The sequence below is a fragment of the Anaeromusa sp. genome (assembly GCF_028691475.1).
Lineage (GTDB): Bacteria > Bacillota > Negativicutes > Anaeromusales > Anaeromusaceae > Anaeromusa.
Window position 1 is genome coordinate 1 of sequence record NZ_JAQUZF010000026.1, and the last position, 16,067, is coordinate 16,067.

A 16,067-nucleotide genomic window follows, 5' to 3' on the forward strand; every position below is an offset into this window, starting at 1 on the left:
TATCATCTTCTATTCAACAATTGCGAGCACTTTGCGGAATGGTGTCGAAATGGAGACTAGATTTGCTGTGCACCCTCTTTCATAAAAAAAAGAGGCATGCCCCGCAGGACATACCCCTCATAGGATTTCCCGCGCTATAAATACCTTGCTGCAATTTTGCTTTTTCCCATTTTCACCTGACATCGTCGGGTGAAAAACAAGGGAATGCATTGAGTGCTGCAAGGTATTTGCGCGAAACTCCAGTTCTTATATTCAAGCCTACTCTTTGATTGACCACAAAACCACCGCTTCCTACTCTAAAGCTCTAGTTTTATGTAAGTATTTATTCTGCACAAAGTCATGATTTTCCTGTGAATTTTCTTTGAACTTTTCATATTTTTTACAGGGCTCATAAGAAAAATCGCTACGCGGTCCTTTGGAACGCAACTCGGAGCAACAGAGAAAAGCCAGCGAAAGACCAGAGAGTACGGAGATTGAACAAGAGTCGCGGGAGTCACGGAGGGTTCGACTGAGGGTTACGGAATTTAACAGGAATAGATGGAGTAAAGGGTGGGAACGACTGAGGCTGCGGCGGCCGTGATTGTATTTGAGACTTTTGGGAGCAAAGCGGTCCGCAGGACGAAAATGCTGGCGAAGGATGATGACAGTTTCGCCTGTTTGAACGCAGCGAGTTAAGAAACTGCCGACGCAGCCAGTGTTTGCGAGGCGCGCGGAAATCTTGTCTCAAATACAATAATGCCGACGGTTATGCAGGAGCTCTTAGTCCTTGATACCTTTGTTCCATTCCAGCAGTTTTCTTGTTCGTCCTCTTTCCCTATATCAGCAGGTTTTAAGATACAGACAGCGAATTATTCCAACAAGAACTGACTACAAAGGAGGTCCCCTGATGAAACAAGCCTGCTTTGCTTTTTTACTGCTTGCCTGTCTGAGCGTATTCCCTGCAACGAAGGCCGACGCTTTCTTTCAAGTCGTTCCTCAAGCTTTCGCCGAAACCCCAAAAGGCAGCGCTTTCATCCCTCAGCTGCAGCGAACCCAGCGGCCTAAGCTGGAATTTCAAATCAACCAATTGCTGCTGCTGGAAGTACAAAAAGACTGGGAAGAGTATCAGTTGGAAATCCACCGCATGACCGCCGACGGACAGCTTCCTTTGGAATACAACCAACGCAGCCATTTTTTCTCGGAATACTATGTAGCCTATAATGGCGTCGATTTACTTAGCCTTACCCAAAAAAGCTACGCAATTTTTGACGCTTCTCCTGACCTGGTTAAGTTTCATACCATGACCTTGCGCTATCAAAACGGGCAGGTTTTAGAATTAAAGGATTTATTTATTCCCCAAGCCGCCTATCGTGACCGTCTCGAACAATGGATTCGGGACGACATTAACCGACGCAGCGGCTCGCACTGGGACTTCCGGGGAATAACCAATCAAAAGTCTTTCTACTTGACCCCCGAAGGGCTTGTGCTTTACTACGAACCCTGTGAAATCAGTCCTGCCAGTGATGGCATCCTGCGTTTTGTCGTCCCCTTCGACGCCCTCAAGGACATATTGGTTCCCGAACTGGCCTTGGACAATTAAAAAAGGAAACCGCTGCCACACAGCGGTTTCCTTTTTTTAAATCTCTTCCCAGCCAAGAACTTCCGTAATTCCTAGTCCAGAGGCCTCTGAGAGCAGAATTTGATTGCCAGCGTAGGAAGCTCCGCCCACTACCGGTTCTTCCGCCAGCAGTACCGCCGCATCCAAATCGGCCCTGGTAATGTTCTTTCTCGCGGCAGCCAAGCTGGCCGCAGCAGTAATGCCTACGTTGCTTTCCAGCATGCAGCTCATCATGCACTCTACGCCCATGGTTTCGGCCAAATTAAGAATTTTTACGGCATTATAAATGCCGCCGGCTTTCATCAGCTTAATGCTGATCAGATCGCAAGCCCGCATAGACAATAGCTGAAACACCTCGACCGGGCCAAAAGCCGCTTCGTCCGCCATAATGTTGGTTTCTACATTTTCAGTAACATATTTAAGCCCCGCAAAATCGTGCGCCGCCACTGGCTGCTCAACAAGTTCAATATCCAAGCCCTTATCCTCAAAGCAGCGAATGGTCCTCACCGCTTCTTTGCCTTTCCAACCTTGGTTGGCATCCAGGCGCAGCTGAATATCGCTCCCCACAGCCTGACGGATGGCTTGGACCCGCTTCAAATCCAGCGCCGCATCGGTACCTACCTTGATTTTCAGTTCTCGATATCCTGCGGCAACGGCAGCCAGAGAGTCTTCCACCATCTCTTCCGGCGCATTAACGCTGATTGTCAGATCCGTCTGCAGGCTTTGACGATATCCTCCTAGAAAACGCTGCAACGGCATGCCATAACGTTTGCAGAACAAATCATGCACAGCGATGTCCATAGCGGCTTTCGCCGAATAGTTATGATGCAGCGCTCCTTGAATGGTCGTCATAATTCCTTCGAGATTCTCTACATCCATACCCATCAATTTAGGAGCCAATACTTCCTGAATAGCCGCCGCAACCGACTGTTGGCCGTCTCCGGTGATTACCAGCGTCGGCGGCGCATTGCCAAAGCCAACTTCGCCAGTATCCGCTACAACCTGCACGATAATATCCTCGGCAAAAAACACTTCTCGCAAAGCGGTTTTAAAAGGCTTTTTTAAAGGAATACGCACTTTTCCTAAACGAATGTGTTGAATTTTCAATTTTATACCCTCCTTAAAAAGCCGGCAAGTTCTCTTTTGACGAGTACTTGCCGGCTTTTTTCAATCCCGCTCTACTTCATAACCCCGTGCGGTTAAATCTTCCAAAATACTTTGGCAGTGCGCTTCATCTCTAGTTTCCAAGCTGATTTCCACCACCGCTTGTCCTAAAGGCAGGCAGCGCTCGGCACGATCATGAAATACTTGCATGACATTACCATGCAACTGCGCAATGCGATCCAGCAAACGGCTCAGCTCTCCTGGCCGATCAGCAATACGAGTCAAAATTTTCACTCGCCTTCCCGACTTAACGAGACCATGCTCAATGATCTGAGAAATAAAGTTCACATCAATATTGCCGCCGGAAAGGACAGCAGCAACCTTTCCTTTGCAGGACAGCTTCTGAAACAGCAGCGCGGCTAACGAAGTGGCCCCGGCGCCTTCCACCATCAACTTGGAGCGCTCCAGCAACAGTAAAATTGTTTCCGCAATCTCTTCGTCTTCTACGATAACCACGTCGTCTACATACTTTTGAACAATATCATAGGTTAAATCGCCTGGCTGCTTCACGGCAATACCGTCAGCAATAGTTACAGCACAATCGGTGGTCTGATAGCAGCCGGCCCTTTTCGACAAATGCATAGCCGGCGCGCCAGCGGCCTGGACGCCATACACCTTGACATGAGGCGCCACCTGCTTCACGGCCAGGGCGATGCCGGAAATAAGCCCGCCTCCGCCCACAGGCACCACAATAGCCTCCAAGTCCTGCAAATCCTCCAGGATTTCCAGACCGATCGTGCCCTGCCCAGCCATCACGCAAGGATCATTGAACGCATGCACAAATACCAGCCCGCGCTCTCGCTGCAGGCGGCAAGCATGCTCATAGGATTCGTCATAGGTGGCTCCAGCCAACACGACTTCCGCGCCATAGCCTTTAGTCGCTACCACTTTTGCTAGTGGTGCATGCTCCGGCATGACAATGACAGATGGAATACCGGCCTGAGCCGCCGCATAGGCTACCCCCTGCGCATGATTGCCGGCGGAAGCCGCAATCACGCCGCAAGCGCGCTCCTCTGGGGTGAGAGTCTGAATTTTATTATAAGCGCCGCGAATTTTAAAAGAGCCCGTTTTCTGGAGGTTTTCCAGTTTCAAATACGTTTCGCAGCCTGTAATGGAACTGAAAGTATGGCTATGGTCCAGCAATGTCCGGTGAATGACGCCTTTAAGGCGTCTGGCAGCCGTATAGACTTCCGGCAGCGTCAACACCGCTTTTCTTTCTTCAAGGCTTCCGCTCATGGCTTCATAAGAGCAATCGCTTCAATTTCTACCAGCACATCTTTCGGCAGCCGCGCTATTTCCACGCAGGAACGAGCTGGAGCTTCGCTGGCAAATACTTTAGCATACTCTTCATTAAAAGCTTGAAAATCCTGAAGGTCCTTTAAAAACACCGTCGTCTTAACAACCGCTTGCACCGTAGTTCCCGCTTCCGCTAAAACAGCCTGTATATTCTTCAAAACTTGGCGGGCCTGTGTGCGCACATCGGTTCCCGCAACTTCGCCTGTTGCCGGGTCCACCGGAATCTGTCCAGACAAAAACAGCCACTCTCCGGCGCGAATTGCCTGAGAATAGGGTCCTATCGCCGCAGGTGCTTGTGAGGTAAATACAACTTGTTTCATAAGAAAACCGCCTTTCATGCACTATTTTAGAGAATGAGATTGAACAAGAGTAAAGGGAGTAGAGGGAGGGCTCGAATGAGGGTTACGGCAAACTAGTAAAAAAACCTCCCCTATTGGGGAGGTTTCGTACCCGTTTTTTAAGCGTGTTTGCCATAAGCAGGAACGGAATATCCGCCAAAAAGCTGCTTTTCAATCTCAACTTGCTGCGGTGCATAAATAATGAGACGCTCTTCTACCACAAGAGAGCCCGCCTCGCATACAGCGCAGACGCCTTCCAGAAAATCAGCCATAGAACGCTGTTCCTCAGCGGTTAAGCAAGAAAAATTAACAATTAAGCCTTTACCCTGCAATAAGAGATCTGCATAGGAACAGACATTTTCGTAGGCCCGCGGGACTACGACGGTGATGGAAAACTCTTCCCCCCGTCTGGCAGCGCCTTCATGCACAGTCAGTTGAGGCGGATTTTTGCTTTGCCGCACAGGTGCTGCAGCAATTTCTTCCTCTTCCTCCAAAGGCATTAAAAAATTGGTCAGCTTTTCCATTAAGCTTGCCGCCATGGGGCATTCCTCCTTTTGCAGATACTGTCACTTCTTTATGCTAATTCGAGCCAAATTCCGCAATTCCTGCAGGCGTCAGAAAATTTTTATCCTTTTTTCGACCGCGCCCGCGCCGAGCGATCCAAGATAGACTTACGCAAACGAATGCTTTTAGGCGTAACTTCTACTAACTCGTCATCGTTAATATACTCCAGCGCCTGCTCCAGACTGTGAATGCGGGGCGAAGTCAGACGAATAGCTTCATCCGCCGAGCTGGAACGCATATTGGTTACATGCTTTTTCTTGCAGGGATTCACATCCATATCCTGCTCCCGGGCATTCTCGCCGACAATCTGACCCGTATAGACTTCTTGTCCAGGAACGATGAACATGACGCCGCGATCCTGCACGCTGTAAATGCCGTAACCGGTGGTTTCGCCAGGTTCAAACGCCACCAGAGCGCCGCGCGTACGGCCCTGGATATCTCCTTTGTAGGGGGCGTAGCCATGGAATACATGGTTCATGATACCGTTGCCCTTCGTGCTTGTCAGCAGTTCATTACGGAAGCCAATCAAGCCGCGCGCGGGAATAACAAATTCCATGCGCAGATAACCGGAAATCTCGCCCATATTGATGAGTTCGGCTTTACGGGTGCCCAGTTTTTCCATAACCGCGCCCATAAAGTCCTGCGGCACATCTACTGTTAAAAGCTCCATCGGCTCGCAACGCTGTCCCTGGATGGTCTTATAAATAACTTCTGGCTTGCCTACGTGAAACTCAAAACCTTCCCGACGCATAGTCTCAATGAGAATAGACAAATGCAATTCGCCGCGTCCCGATACCTTGAAGCTGTCTGCACTATCAGTCTCATCTACACGCAAGCTGACGTTGGTCTCCACTTCCCGGAAAAGACGGTCACGCAAATGACGCGAGGTAACAAAATCGCCTTCACGTCCGGCAAAAGGACTGGTATTGACGCTGAAGAGCATGGAAAGAGTGGGCTCGTCAATGGCAATAGTCGGCAATGCTTCTGGATTTTCCGTATCGGCGATGGTATCGCCAATATTGACGTCATCCAAACCGGTAACGGCAATAATATCGCCCATAGCCGCCTCTTCCACTTCCCGGCGTTTGAGGCCTTCATAGCCGTATAGACGACCAATGCGCCCTTTGCGCTGGTTTTCGCCATCCAAAACCGTTACGTTCTGGCCGTTCTTGATACGTCCGCGTACAACGCGCCCGATCGCAATACGTCCTACATATTCATCATAATCCAGAGTCGTTACCATAACCTGCAACGGACCGTCAATCTCGCCTTTAGGCGCCGGAATATTTTCAATAAGCAGCTTGAACAAGGGCTCCAAATTGGAACTCTCGTCCGCCATGTTCAATTTGGCGATGCCATCCCGAGCCGTAGCATAGACAACCGGGAAATCAAGCTGATCATCGTCGGCATCTAGTTCCATGAACAATTCCAAAACTTCATCTTCTACGTCATCAACGCGCTGGTCAGGACGGTCAATTTTGTTAATGACCACAATGGGTTTCAGCTTCTGTTCCAAGGCCTTGCGCAAAACATATTTGGTCTGCGGCATAGGGCCTTCAAAAGCGTCTACCAAAAGCAGCACACCGTCCACCATGTTCAGTACGCGTTCTACTTCGCCGCCGAAATCGGCATGGCCAGGAGTGTCTACAATGTTGATTTTTACGCCGCTATGCAGCACAGCTGTATTTTTAGACAAAATGGTAATGCCGCGTTCCCGCTCCAGATCATTGGAGTCCATGACCCGCTCCGCTACCTGCTCGTTAGTGCGAAAAACACCGCTCTGCCGCAGCATAGCATCCACCAATGTAGTTTTACCGTGGTCAACGTGAGCAATAATAGCCACGTTGCGAATATCTGTTCTTTCCATAGTTCCTCCTCATAGGACGTTCTCAGACGTCATTAAACATTTTTTTGAAGTAAGCAGAAATTTTGCTAAGCCGCCGCAGCATTTCGTTGGCTTTGCTTGGTTGGGTAGCCACCACTTTGGCAATGCGGCGACGCATCGCCCGGTAGTCCCCCTCCATTTGATCTAAATACTCGTCCAGTTGGCGCATGGCCGGATCCAGCACCACCACGTCGGACTCGACGATTTCCCATTCGCGTCCCTTTAAAAGAGCCGCATCGGCAAAACGGGGAATATATACAGGCCACCCCAGCTGAGACTGAATCCGCTCGCTGAAGGGCTCGGACATTTCAATTTCTCCGTGAACCAGGAAGATACAGGCAGGCTTCTCTTTAAAAGCGCTCAGCCAAGTCATCATCTGTTCTTGGTCCGCATGGGCTGAAAAGCCTTCTAAATTATGAATTTGCGCCTTGACGGTAATTTCTTCGCCCATCATGCGCACCCGTTTAGCGCCATCTACTAACCGACGCCCCACGCTGCCCTGGGCCTGATAGCCCACAAAAAGCACGCTGGACTCCGGCCGCCACAAATTGTGCTTGAGATGGTGCAAAATGCGTCCGGCGTCAGCCATGCCGCTGGCGGAAATAATGATTTTCGGCTGCAAATCCTCGTTTAAAGCCTTGGACTCGTCCGCAGTATGCACAAAACGCAGCTGCGGCAGTTCTAGCAGCTTGCCGCCGCGCATAAGAGATTTTGTCTCTTCATCAAAGTCCTGGATATTGTTGAAGAAAATATTCGTTGCTGAAATGGCCAACGGACTATCGATGACCACAGGAATCTCTGGAATGCGCCCCGCCTTCCAAAGTTTGTAGAAATGATACAGCAGCGTCTGGGTGCGGCCGACGGCAAAGGCCGGGATAATGATATTGCCGCCGCGTTCTACCGTTTCATTGACTATCTCTGCCAGACGGCTTTCCTTGTCGTACTGTTCGTGATTGCGGTTGCCATAGGTAGACTCGCTGATGATGTAATCCGCAGTCTCAATAATCGCCGGATCGCGAATAATCGGCTGCTCCGGCTGTCCTAGGTCACCCGTAAAGAGAAGCTTTTCCGTCTTCCCGTTCTCTTCGCCCCAAATCTCCAGCACCGACGACCCCAAGATATGTCCGGCTTCTTGAAAACGCACCCGCAGACCAGGAACCGGAAGCAAATCCTCAGCGTAAGGCACAGAGCGAAATTGCTGCAGACATTGAAAAGCATCGTCCACTGTATAAAGCGGCTGGATTTCCGCCATACCCGAACGTTTTCCTTTTCTCGTCGTCAGCTCCGCATCTGATTCCTGAATATGAGCGCTGTCAGGAAGCATGATCCGACATAACTCGTTCGTCACTTTTGTGCTGTAAATAGGACCTTTAAAGCCTTCTTTGCACAATTTCGGCAATAAGCCGCTGTGATCAATGTGCGCATGAGTCAGCAGCACGCAATCAATGCTGCCTGGTTCTACGGCAAAAGGCCTGCGGTTCAATGCCGCAATCGCCTTGCCCCCCTGGAACATGCCGCAATCCACCAAAACACGGCTATTGCCAATTTCCAAAAGATAGCTGGAGCCAGTTACCATTCTGGCGGCTCCCAGAAACGTCAAACGCATATAAGCACGTCTCCTCTCGACCTGAGTTTCATTCTCCCAGTACTAAAACGTCGAACACAGAGCCACGTAGGTTTCGAAAACCGACATTTTTGCGCCGGCTTCGTAAGTCCCCGCCTGCTCTGTGTCATGCTTTATTCCCTGCCGCTTTCAAGATTCCCCAAGAATGCGCACTTCCGGCTGCAACGATACGCCAAACTGCTGCTGCACCTGCCGCTGCACCTCGGAGATCAACGCTAAGACATCCTGCGCCGTAGCGCCGCCGGCATTGACAATAAAACCGGCATGTTTTTGCGACACTTCGGCTCCGCCCACACGCAATCCTTTCAGACCGCTTTGTTCAATCAACGTGCCGGCAAAATGTCCCGGCGGACGCTTAAACGTACTGCCGGCGCTCGGCAGTTCCAACGGCTGCTTGCTTTCCCGCCGTTGAGTCAGCTCCTGCATACGAGCCTCAATCTCGCTGCTCTCGCCTACTTCCAACAGCAGTTCCACTTCGCACACAATATGTCCATTGTCTTGAAAAATACTGTGCCGATACGAAAACTCTAATTCTTCACGAGAAAACCGGCGCACTATCCCTGTAGGAGAAACGGCGGTAACCGCGTCAACCACACAACTCATCTCTCCTTGGTACGCTCCGGCATTCATAAAGACGGCACCGCCAATGCTGCCCGGAATACCTACGGCAAATTCCATGCCGCCCAAGCCCTGGGCGGCCGCAAATCCCGATACTTCACTCAAAAGCGAGCCTGCCCCGGCAAAGATACGATTGTCTTCCCGGCGCAAGGAGCTTAAAAAATCGCCTAATTTAATCACCGCGCCGCGTATGCCCCGGTCCAATACCAGCACATTAGAGCCATTGCCCAAAATGGTAACAGGCACGTCCTGATGCGCATGCAGCACCTGCATCGCCGCCGCCAGTTCTCCCATGCTGCCAGGCTGTATGAAAATATCCGCCGGGCCGCCGATAGCAAAGGTTGTATGCTGCGACAACGGTTCTTCCGCCAATAAACGCCCCACATGAATCACACGCTGCAGTTTCTGAAATACGCTTTGCATCTGCTCTATCATAAACCTTTTAGCCTACTCCCTTCAAAATTCTCCCTTATTATAGCACGGCTGAGTATTTTTCGGAAAGCATCAGGCCAGGATCGTATAACCCCGCCTTGCGCGTCCACTAAAAACAATTTGCTAAGCGCTGATATTCGTCTCGCATCTGCAACGCATCCAACGCCTGCGTACCCGCAGATTCACAGATAATCCGCGGCGTGTAGCCGCCTCGCACACAACATTCCAACAAAGGTTCGTGAGGAGGCCCAAAGGAATCTGCAAATGTCCAATGCCGTTTTTCTCCAGCGCCAGTAAACTCAATCTTGCTGAAATGAATATGCAATTGTCGGGAAGCCTCCGCTCCCAAGGCTTTTTCCACAGCCGCAAAAACCGCTTCATATTCCTGCCTGGTATAGAAAGCGCCTCCCGCCACCGCATGCAAATGGCCAAAATCTACAGCTGGCCGCAGCCACTGCGGCGCTAAGAGGCAAAAATCAAGAACTTCCGCCAGCGTACCCAGTTGATTTTTCTTGCCCATCGTTTCCGGACACAGCCAGACACCCTCCAGCAAGCCTTCTTCGCCGCATTGCTTCAACACGCGCAAAAAAGCCTTTTGCGCTCTCTCCAACGCGACAGCGCGCTCTTTCTTGCCAGCGCCGCCGATGTGAAAGACCACCCGATCCGCCCCTAACCAATGGGCTACGCGCAATGACTTGCGAAAATGTTCCCGTGTATTATGCACTACAGTCTCATCTTCCGCCGCCAGGCTAATATAGTAAGGCGCATGAACACTCAGCGCTACCTGATGTTCTTTAGCGGCTTCACCGATTTTGCGCGCTGTTTCTTCTTTGACCGAAGCGCCCCGGCTGCACTGATACTCATAGGCATTTAGACCCTGCGCCGCCAGCCACGCAGGCATGGCCGCACTTGCTTTGCCTCCTGCTTCATAAAAAGCGTCGGGATTACCGGCTGAACCAAACCAAGGCTGTCTTCTTGCCGTCATGTAGCACCTCATTTTTCTTCTTGCAGCTTTACTTCATCTCCGGGTAGCCAATTTGGCGCAATGCTTCATACACGACTACCGCTACTGCATTGGACAGATTCAAGGAGCGAGCGTCCGGAATCATAGGAATGCGCAGGCACTGCTCTTCCTTGCCTGCCACCACTTCCGGCGGCAAACCAGCAGTTTCCCTGCCGAATACCAACACATCCTCCGCCTCATATTGAATCGAGCTGTGCGCCTTATGCGCCTTAGTCGTATTAAAGAAGAATCGCCTCGGCTGCAGCATTCGCTCTACCGATGCAAAATCTTCGTGGTGATGAATGGAAAGCAAGTGCCAGTAGTCCAGGCCGGCCCGTTTTAAATGACGATCATCCACGGAAAAACCGAGAGGATGCACCAGATGAAGCGTACAGCCCGTAGCTGCGCAAAGGCGCGCTATATTCCCTGTATTCCCAGGGATTTCCGGTTGATACAAAACAATATGCACGGAAAAGACTCCTCTCCGTCAACAAACTGCCAACTATTTTTTCTGCGCTGGCAGCCAGCCTCAATCCATAACTTATATATTATAGCACAAGACGAACCGCTGGGTACGTTCTTTACGAATTCAATCTATTCGGTGTATAATAAGAAAAAAGTAATTCTGAGACAGAATGTTTAAATGTTTTTAAGCAAGCTGCCAAGGAACATACATTTCGGTCCTGCTGTGAACGCAAGGGGGTTTTACCTGCGCGGTCGGAGAGGCTTTTTTGTTTTTCTGCGCCTCTCTCAGCTTGCGTCTGTAGGGAAGCTTTTGCATTTTTCAGCCAGGACTGCGAAGGAGGGTTTATGTGGAAAAACGTATTGGCGTCGTCGGCATTGTCGTAGAATCTCCCGAAACCATCGCCGGCAAGGTCAACCAATTAATCAGCCAGTACCGTCATCTCATTGTTGGCCGCATGGGCATCCCTCATCACGGCACAGATTCAGGCGTCATCGCCTTGATTGTGGAAGGCTCTACCGACGACGTGGGCGCCTTCACCGGTCGTTTGGGAAATCTGCCCGGCGTAATTGTCAAATCAGCACTTACAGCGAAAAAGGAGGCACCTGTTCATGATTAGCAATGTAGAACGTACCAGCGACGCCTTTATCGATCAGGCCCGTATAGAAGAGCTGCTGGCCGCAGGAAAAAAAGCAGCCCGCGATACCGCTCAAGTCCGCGCGATCATCACCAAAGCCGCCAAACACCAAGGATTGACTGCAGCAGAGGTGGCGGTCTTGCTCCAAGTTGAAGACTCGAACCTGCAAGAAGAACTATTTCAAACGGCTGAGCAAATAAAAAAAGACATTTACGGTCAGCGTATCGTCATTTTTGCACCGCTGTATCTGTCCAGCCACTGTGTCAACAATTGCACTTACTGCGGCTACCGTTGCAGTAACGAAAAACAATTGCGCCGCCGCCTCACCGCCGAAGAAGTCCGCCGCGAAGCGGAAATCCTCGAAGACATGGGCCATAAACGTCTGGCCGTCGAGGCTGGCGAAGATCCGGTCAACTGTCCTATCAGCTATGTTACCGACATGCTCAAGGAAATTTACGCCAGCAAAAGCGGTAACGGCAGTATACGCCGGGCCAATGTCAACATTGCCGCCACGACTATTGACGAATACAAGCAACTAAAAGAAGCCGGCATTGGCACTTATATTCTTTTCCAGGAAACCTATCACAGACCTACTTATGCGGCCCTTCATCCAGGCGGACCGAAACAAGACTACAACTGGCACACCACTGCTATGGACCGCGCTATGACAGCCGGTATCGATGACGTAGGGTTAGGCGTTCTCTACGGCCTCTACGACTATAAATACGAAACCGTGGCCATCTTCCTGCATGCCGAACATTTGGAGCGCACTTTCGGCGTCGGCCCGCATACTATTTCCGTACCGCGCATGCGCCCGGCCAGCGGCATCAATCTGGAAACCTTCCCTTATCTAGTCGACGACGAAGCGTTCGCTAAAATCATCGCCATCATCCGCTTAGCAGTTCCTTATACAGGTATGATCCTGTCAACCCGTGAAGAACCAGGTACAAGAGACCGCCTTATCCGCTACGGCATCTCTCAAATCAGCGCCGGTTCCTGTACCGGTGTCGGCGGTTACGCGCAACTGCAGGCACACCCTGGCGAGCACCTGGATCCTGAAAGCAGCGGCATGCAATTCGAGCCTAGCGACGGCCGCTCGCCCAACGAGATCATCCGCATGCTCTGCGCCCAAGGTTATGTACCATCCTATTGCACTGCCTGCTATCGCCAAGGACGCACTGGCGACCGCTTCATGGCGCTGGCAAAAACCGGAGAAATTCAAAATGTCTGTCTCCCCAACGCTCTGTTGACGCTCCAGGAATATCTTCTTGATTATGCGGATGAAGAAACTCGCAGTGTGGGAGAAAAAGTAATCGCCGAACAGCTGGCATCAATTCCCCAGAACGACGTCCGCGACGCAACCCGCCGCGAGCTGGCAAAAATCCAAAGCGGCACGCGGGATCTATACTTCTAACATTATCGAGAAGAAGAACTGAACAAGAGTCACGAGAGGGTATGCAAGAGGGCTGCGACGGCGGTATTGATTGCATTTAAGACTTTTATTGGAACAAGACGGTCCACAGGACGAAAAACCGGACTAAGTCGGACACAGTATGGAAACACTCCCTAAAAATCAGGCAACTTCCTAAAGCAATAGGTGGTTGCCTGATTTTTTCTTTGCCCTAACCTCGTTTCCTCAGCCGTACCCTCCGATCACTCCGGTTCTCTTGTTTAGGCCCTATGCTTAACTTACTGCGCCGTCAAGCCCAGCAGTTGGTCCACTGTCAAATCTCGGCTGTCTATTTTAACAGTCACTTGCCCTTTAGCCGCATTGATGCCGTACGCCAACGCCCCGGTTTGTTCACTCGTATACGCCGCACCGCCTACGCGGATTTTCGTCGCCTGCATCTTTTGCAGCGAAAGCACCGGGTCCGGCGTCAGCCGCTCCTGAATCAAAGCCAAAGTTGGCGCAGCTGTTCCTTCCGCTTTAACCATCACCAACGCCGTATCCATATTCCGCATATCGGCCACCAATTTAGCGCCCCGCGCCATAGCCTGCGAATCTTCATACTTTAAAAGCCCAATCCCCGCTAAGGTCACGATAATGGCGATAACCACCATCAATTCAATTAAAGTAAACCCGCCTTCTTGACGCCAGCATTTTCCCCATTGGCAGTACCGTCTCATCAGTACGTCACTCCTTCCGTCATACACCGTATTACTTGAAGGACCCAATAGCTCCTACGGATTCAAACACAGGCAGCATAACCGCCAAAACCAAGGTCCCGACCAACAGTCCTAGAAAAACAATCACGAAAGGTTCCAGCAATACCCCCAGCCGTACAGCCGCTTCCTCTACATCAGCCTCATAAAAATCGGCAACCTTTGCCAGCATGGCCTCTAGCTTGCCCGTTTCCTCGGCTACCGCTACCAACTGCACCACAAGAGGCGGAAACAACTCGCTGGCGCCAAAAGAAGCCGTTAGGGTTTCTCCTTCGCTCACGCGGCGTCGCACCGCCTGCAGACGTTCTAAAAACCACCGATTGCTTGTCGTCCGTTGCGCTAAATCCAGCGCCGGCAGCAAAGCAAGGCCGCTGCCTAACAACGTCCCTAAGGTACGACAATACCGGGCAATCACGGCTTTACGCCAAAATTCGCCCCAAACCGGAAGCGTCAAGACTATTTTATCCCGCCAGCGCAGCCAAGAGTTCTTACCTTGCCAAAAGCGCAAGCCAAGCAACCCTGCCGCTACGAATCCCGCCAGCTTGATCCCTTCCTGCCGCAGCCAGGAACTTCCTTGCAGCAACCACCGCGTCAACCAAGGAAGCTCCAGGTTCATTTGGGCAAACAGATCCGCAAAAACCGGCAGTACATACAAAAGCATGTAAAAAGTCAAGGCTAACGCCATCAGCAATACCAAGGCGGGATATAACAACGACGAGAACATTTTTTGCTTCAAAGAATGCTCTTTCTCGAAATAGATCGCCAAGCGACCCAAAATCGCCTCCATGGCCCCGGAAGCTTCCGCCGCCTCCACCATGCCTAAAAGCAAGGGCGGGAAAAAAGCAGACTGCCTGCTTAACGCTCCTGTCAGAGAAGTTCCCGCCTGGATTTGTCGCTCCACTTCTTCTAAAACCGTTTTCCAGCGACGACTTCCGGCCTGATGGCGCAGCACTTGCAAGGAAGACGAAAAGGACACCCCTGCATCTATTAGAAAAGAAAACTGGCGGCAAAAAACAGCCAGTTCCTTGGCAGCCGGACGTCGTTCCCAGTGTTTTTCTTTGCGCGGCGCACATCGAACTACCGATGTCACATAACACTGGCGTGCCCGAATATAGGCGGCCACCTCCGCTTCGCTAGTCGCCTGTAAAACTCCGCATCGTTCCCGCCCGTCGCGTCCGCGAGCGCGATAGGCGTATTCACTCATTTCCCGCATCACTTTCGCCTACTTCCAGCTTTAAAGCAAGTCCAAGTCCTTTACTCCAGTACAGGCCGTCTCGCGCGAAATCAAGCCCCTCCGCCACAAGATCGCTACCGCCATATCCATGGTCTGCATGCCCATTTTCCCGTTTGTCTGCATGATCGAGAGTAATTGATGCGTCTTGCCCTCGCGAATTAAGGCGCGCACCGCCGGTGTGGCCAACAAAATTTCCAAGGCAGCCACCCTCCCCGGCCCCTCGCTCAGAGGAAGCAGTTGCTGCGCCACCACCGCTTCCAGCACCATGGACAGCTGTTGCCGTACCTGCTGTTGCTGATAAGGCGGAAACCCGTCAATAATCCGATCCAAGGCCTGAGCTGCTTCGTTGGTGTGGAGTGTTGCCAACACTAAATGGCCTGTTTCCGCTGCGGTCAAAACCGTTTGCATCGTTTCGGCATCCCGCATCTCCCCTACCAAAATTACATCCGGGTCTTCGCGTAAAGCAGCCCGCAGTCCCTGGGAAAAAGACGGCGTATCTTGCGGAATCTCTCTTTGATTGACAATGCTGCGCCGATGCGTATGTAAATACTCAATTGGCTCTTCCAAGGTAATCACATGACAGCACCGCTCGCAGTTAATTTGATGCACCATGGCCGCCAACGTGGTCGATTTGCCGCAGCCTGTGGGACCGCAGATGATAACCAGGCCGCGGCGCTTGCAGGCCAATTGACGCAGCACTTCCGGATGCCCCAGTTGCGCCAGCGTTGGCAACATCTCCGGTATCAGCCGCACCGCTACCGCCGTCCCTTCATGCTGTTGGAACGCATGAATCCGATACCGTTTCTTTTCCACCTCATAGATTAAGTCCAGCTCTCCGAGCTGGCAAAACTGTTGCCACTGTTCTTCATTAATAAAAGACCGCAGCAAGCTTGCCGTCATCTCGGCCGTCAAAGCAGCCTGCTTTGCCAAAGGACTTAGGAGACCCTGTAAACGCACAAGAGGAGGCGCGCCGATTGTAAGATGCAAGTCGGAAGCTTGTACGGTCCGTGCTTCTTGTAACAATCGGTTCCAAAACTCAACCATGCCTC

At 51.4% G+C, this 16,067-nt stretch carries 16 protein-coding genes; 4 read left to right on the forward strand and 12 right to left on the reverse strand.

Annotation, left to right across the window (positions count from 1 at the left end; genetic code table 11):
- Together PHF27_RS14330 and PHF27_RS05510 are read left to right on the forward strand one after the other, a co-directional pair.
- Window positions 1-60 (forward strand): lecithin retinol acyltransferase family protein (locus PHF27_RS14330; RefSeq protein ID WP_363320044.1); only part of this gene is annotated, 60 nt, incomplete at its 5' end.
- 826 nt (window positions 61-886) lie between these two features.
- A complete protein-coding gene (locus PHF27_RS05510) occupies window positions 887-1,579 on the forward strand; it encodes an RsiV family protein (RefSeq protein ID WP_300067140.1) in 693 nt (230 codons plus the stop codon).
- A gap of 36 nt (window positions 1,580-1,615) precedes the next feature.
- On the opposite strand, the gene PHF27_RS05515 is transcribed toward PHF27_RS05510, so the two are convergent.
- The 9 genes from PHF27_RS05515 to trmL form a co-directional block, all read right to left on the reverse strand.
- Window positions 1,616-2,704, reverse strand: coding sequence for a dipeptide epimerase (locus PHF27_RS05515; protein ID WP_300067142.1), 1,089 nt, complete (start codon window positions 2,702-2,704; stop codon window positions 1,616-1,618).
- Window positions 2,705-2,764: 60 nt separating this feature from the next.
- Window positions 2,765-3,997, reverse strand: coding sequence for a threonine ammonia-lyase (gene ilvA / locus PHF27_RS05520; protein ID WP_300067144.1), 1,233 nt, complete (start codon window positions 3,995-3,997; stop codon window positions 2,765-2,767).
- Window positions 3,994-4,377 (reverse strand): RidA family protein, encoded by a 384-nt coding sequence (locus tag PHF27_RS05525; protein ID WP_300067146.1) that lies wholly within the window; start codon window positions 4,375-4,377, stop codon window positions 3,994-3,996. Before PHF27_RS05525 ends, ilvA begins: the two co-directional genes overlap by 4 nt.
- A gap of 137 nt (window positions 4,378-4,514) precedes the next feature.
- A complete protein-coding gene (locus PHF27_RS05530; RefSeq protein ID WP_300067148.1) occupies window positions 4,515-4,934 on the reverse strand; it encodes a cell division protein SepF in 420 nt (139 codons plus the stop codon).
- A gap of 86 nt (window positions 4,935-5,020) precedes the next feature.
- A complete protein-coding gene (gene typA, locus PHF27_RS05535; protein WP_300067150.1) occupies window positions 5,021-6,826 on the reverse strand; it encodes a translational GTPase TypA in 1,806 nt (601 codons plus the stop codon).
- A 22-nt stretch (window positions 6,827-6,848) separates the two neighbouring features.
- Window positions 6,849-8,450 carry an MBL fold metallo-hydrolase gene (locus PHF27_RS05540; RefSeq protein WP_300067152.1) on the reverse strand — a complete coding sequence of 534 codons (1,602 nt, stop codon included), beginning with the start codon at window positions 8,448-8,450 and terminating at the stop codon, window positions 6,849-6,851.
- A gap of 147 nt (window positions 8,451-8,597) precedes the next feature.
- The gene (gene murB, locus PHF27_RS05545) at window positions 8,598-9,521 is read right to left on the reverse strand and encodes a UDP-N-acetylmuramate dehydrogenase (protein ID WP_300067154.1); all 924 of its coding nucleotides are present in this window, start codon (window positions 9,519-9,521) and stop codon (window positions 8,598-8,600) included.
- 106 nt (window positions 9,522-9,627) lie between these two features.
- A complete protein-coding gene (locus tag PHF27_RS05550) occupies window positions 9,628-10,503 on the reverse strand; it encodes a TIM barrel protein (protein WP_300067156.1) in 876 nt (291 codons plus the stop codon).
- Window positions 10,504-10,531: 28 nt separating this feature from the next.
- On the reverse strand, window positions 10,532-10,990 hold the full coding sequence (trmL, locus tag PHF27_RS05555; RefSeq protein ID WP_018702466.1) for a tRNA (uridine(34)/cytosine(34)/5-carboxymethylaminomethyluridine(34)-2'-O)-methyltransferase TrmL: 459 nt from the start codon (window positions 10,988-10,990) through the stop codon (window positions 10,532-10,534).
- Window positions 10,991-11,333: 343 nt separating this feature from the next.
- On the opposite strand from trmL, the gene PHF27_RS05560 reads away from it, so the two are divergent.
- Window positions 11,334-11,603, forward strand: a complete 270-nt coding sequence (locus tag PHF27_RS05560) for a TM1266 family iron-only hydrogenase system putative regulator (RefSeq protein WP_300067158.1) — start codon at window positions 11,334-11,336, stop codon at window positions 11,601-11,603.
- Window positions 11,596-13,035, forward strand: coding sequence for a [FeFe] hydrogenase H-cluster radical SAM maturase HydG (gene hydG, locus PHF27_RS05565; protein WP_300067161.1), 1,440 nt, complete (start codon window positions 11,596-11,598; stop codon window positions 13,033-13,035). The genes PHF27_RS05560 and hydG overlap by 8 nt, the downstream gene beginning before the upstream one ends.
- Before the next feature lie 275 nt (window positions 13,036-13,310).
- Here hydG and PHF27_RS05570 read toward each other — a convergent pair whose 3' ends face one another.
- Genes PHF27_RS05570 through PHF27_RS05580 form a run of 3 tightly spaced genes read right to left on the reverse strand, consistent with a single transcriptional unit; the run spans window position 13,311 to window position 16,062 of the window.
- Complete coding sequence (locus PHF27_RS05570; protein WP_300067163.1) at window positions 13,311-13,748, reverse strand: prepilin-type N-terminal cleavage/methylation domain-containing protein; 438 nt, start codon at window positions 13,746-13,748, stop codon at window positions 13,311-13,313.
- Window positions 13,749-13,779: 31 nt separating this feature from the next.
- Complete coding sequence (locus PHF27_RS05575; RefSeq protein ID WP_300067164.1) at window positions 13,780-14,997, reverse strand: type II secretion system F family protein; 1,218 nt, start codon at window positions 14,995-14,997, stop codon at window positions 13,780-13,782.
- A gap of 21 nt (window positions 14,998-15,018) precedes the next feature.
- Window positions 15,019-16,062, reverse strand: a complete 1,044-nt coding sequence (locus PHF27_RS05580) for a PilT/PilU family type 4a pilus ATPase (RefSeq protein ID WP_300067166.1) — start codon at window positions 16,060-16,062, stop codon at window positions 15,019-15,021.
- Window positions 16,063-16,067: the final 5 nt, after the last annotated feature.

Excerpts from the sequence above, each read along its gene's own strand:
- PHF27_RS05510 (WP_300067140.1), top strand. The coding sequence starts at position 887 with ATGAAACAAGCCTGCTTTGCTTTTTTACTGCTTGCCTGTCTGAGCGTA.
- ilvA (WP_300067144.1), bottom strand. The coding sequence starts at position 3,997 with ATGAGCGGAAGCCTTGAAGAAAGAAAAGCGGTGTTGACGCTGCCGGAA.
- PHF27_RS05525 (WP_300067146.1), bottom strand. The coding sequence starts at position 4,377 with ATGAAACAAGTTGTATTTACCTCACAAGCACCTGCGGCGATAGGACCC.
- PHF27_RS05530 (WP_300067148.1), bottom strand. The coding sequence starts at position 4,934 with ATGGCGGCAAGCTTAATGGAAAAGCTGACCAATTTTTTAATGCCTTTG.
- typA (WP_300067150.1), bottom strand. The coding sequence starts at position 6,826 with ATGGAAAGAACAGATATTCGCAACGTGGCTATTATTGCTCACGTTGAC.
- PHF27_RS05540 (WP_300067152.1), bottom strand. The coding sequence starts at position 8,450 with ATGCGTTTGACGTTTCTGGGAGCCGCCAGAATGGTAACTGGCTCCAGC.
- murB (WP_300067154.1), bottom strand. The coding sequence starts at position 9,521 with ATGATAGAGCAGATGCAAAGCGTATTTCAGAAACTGCAGCGTGTGATT.
- PHF27_RS05550 (WP_300067156.1), bottom strand. The coding sequence starts at position 10,503 with ATGACGGCAAGAAGACAGCCTTGGTTTGGTTCAGCCGGTAATCCCGAC.
- hydG (WP_300067161.1), top strand. The coding sequence starts at position 11,596 with ATGATTAGCAATGTAGAACGTACCAGCGACGCCTTTATCGATCAGGCC.
- PHF27_RS05570 (WP_300067163.1), bottom strand. The coding sequence starts at position 13,748 with ATGAGACGGTACTGCCAATGGGGAAAATGCTGGCGTCAAGAAGGCGGG.
- PHF27_RS05575 (WP_300067164.1), bottom strand. The coding sequence starts at position 14,997 with ATGCGGGAAATGAGTGAATACGCCTATCGCGCTCGCGGACGCGACGGG.
- PHF27_RS05580 (WP_300067166.1), bottom strand. The coding sequence starts at position 16,062 with ATGGTTGAGTTTTGGAACCGATTGTTACAAGAAGCACGGACCGTACAA.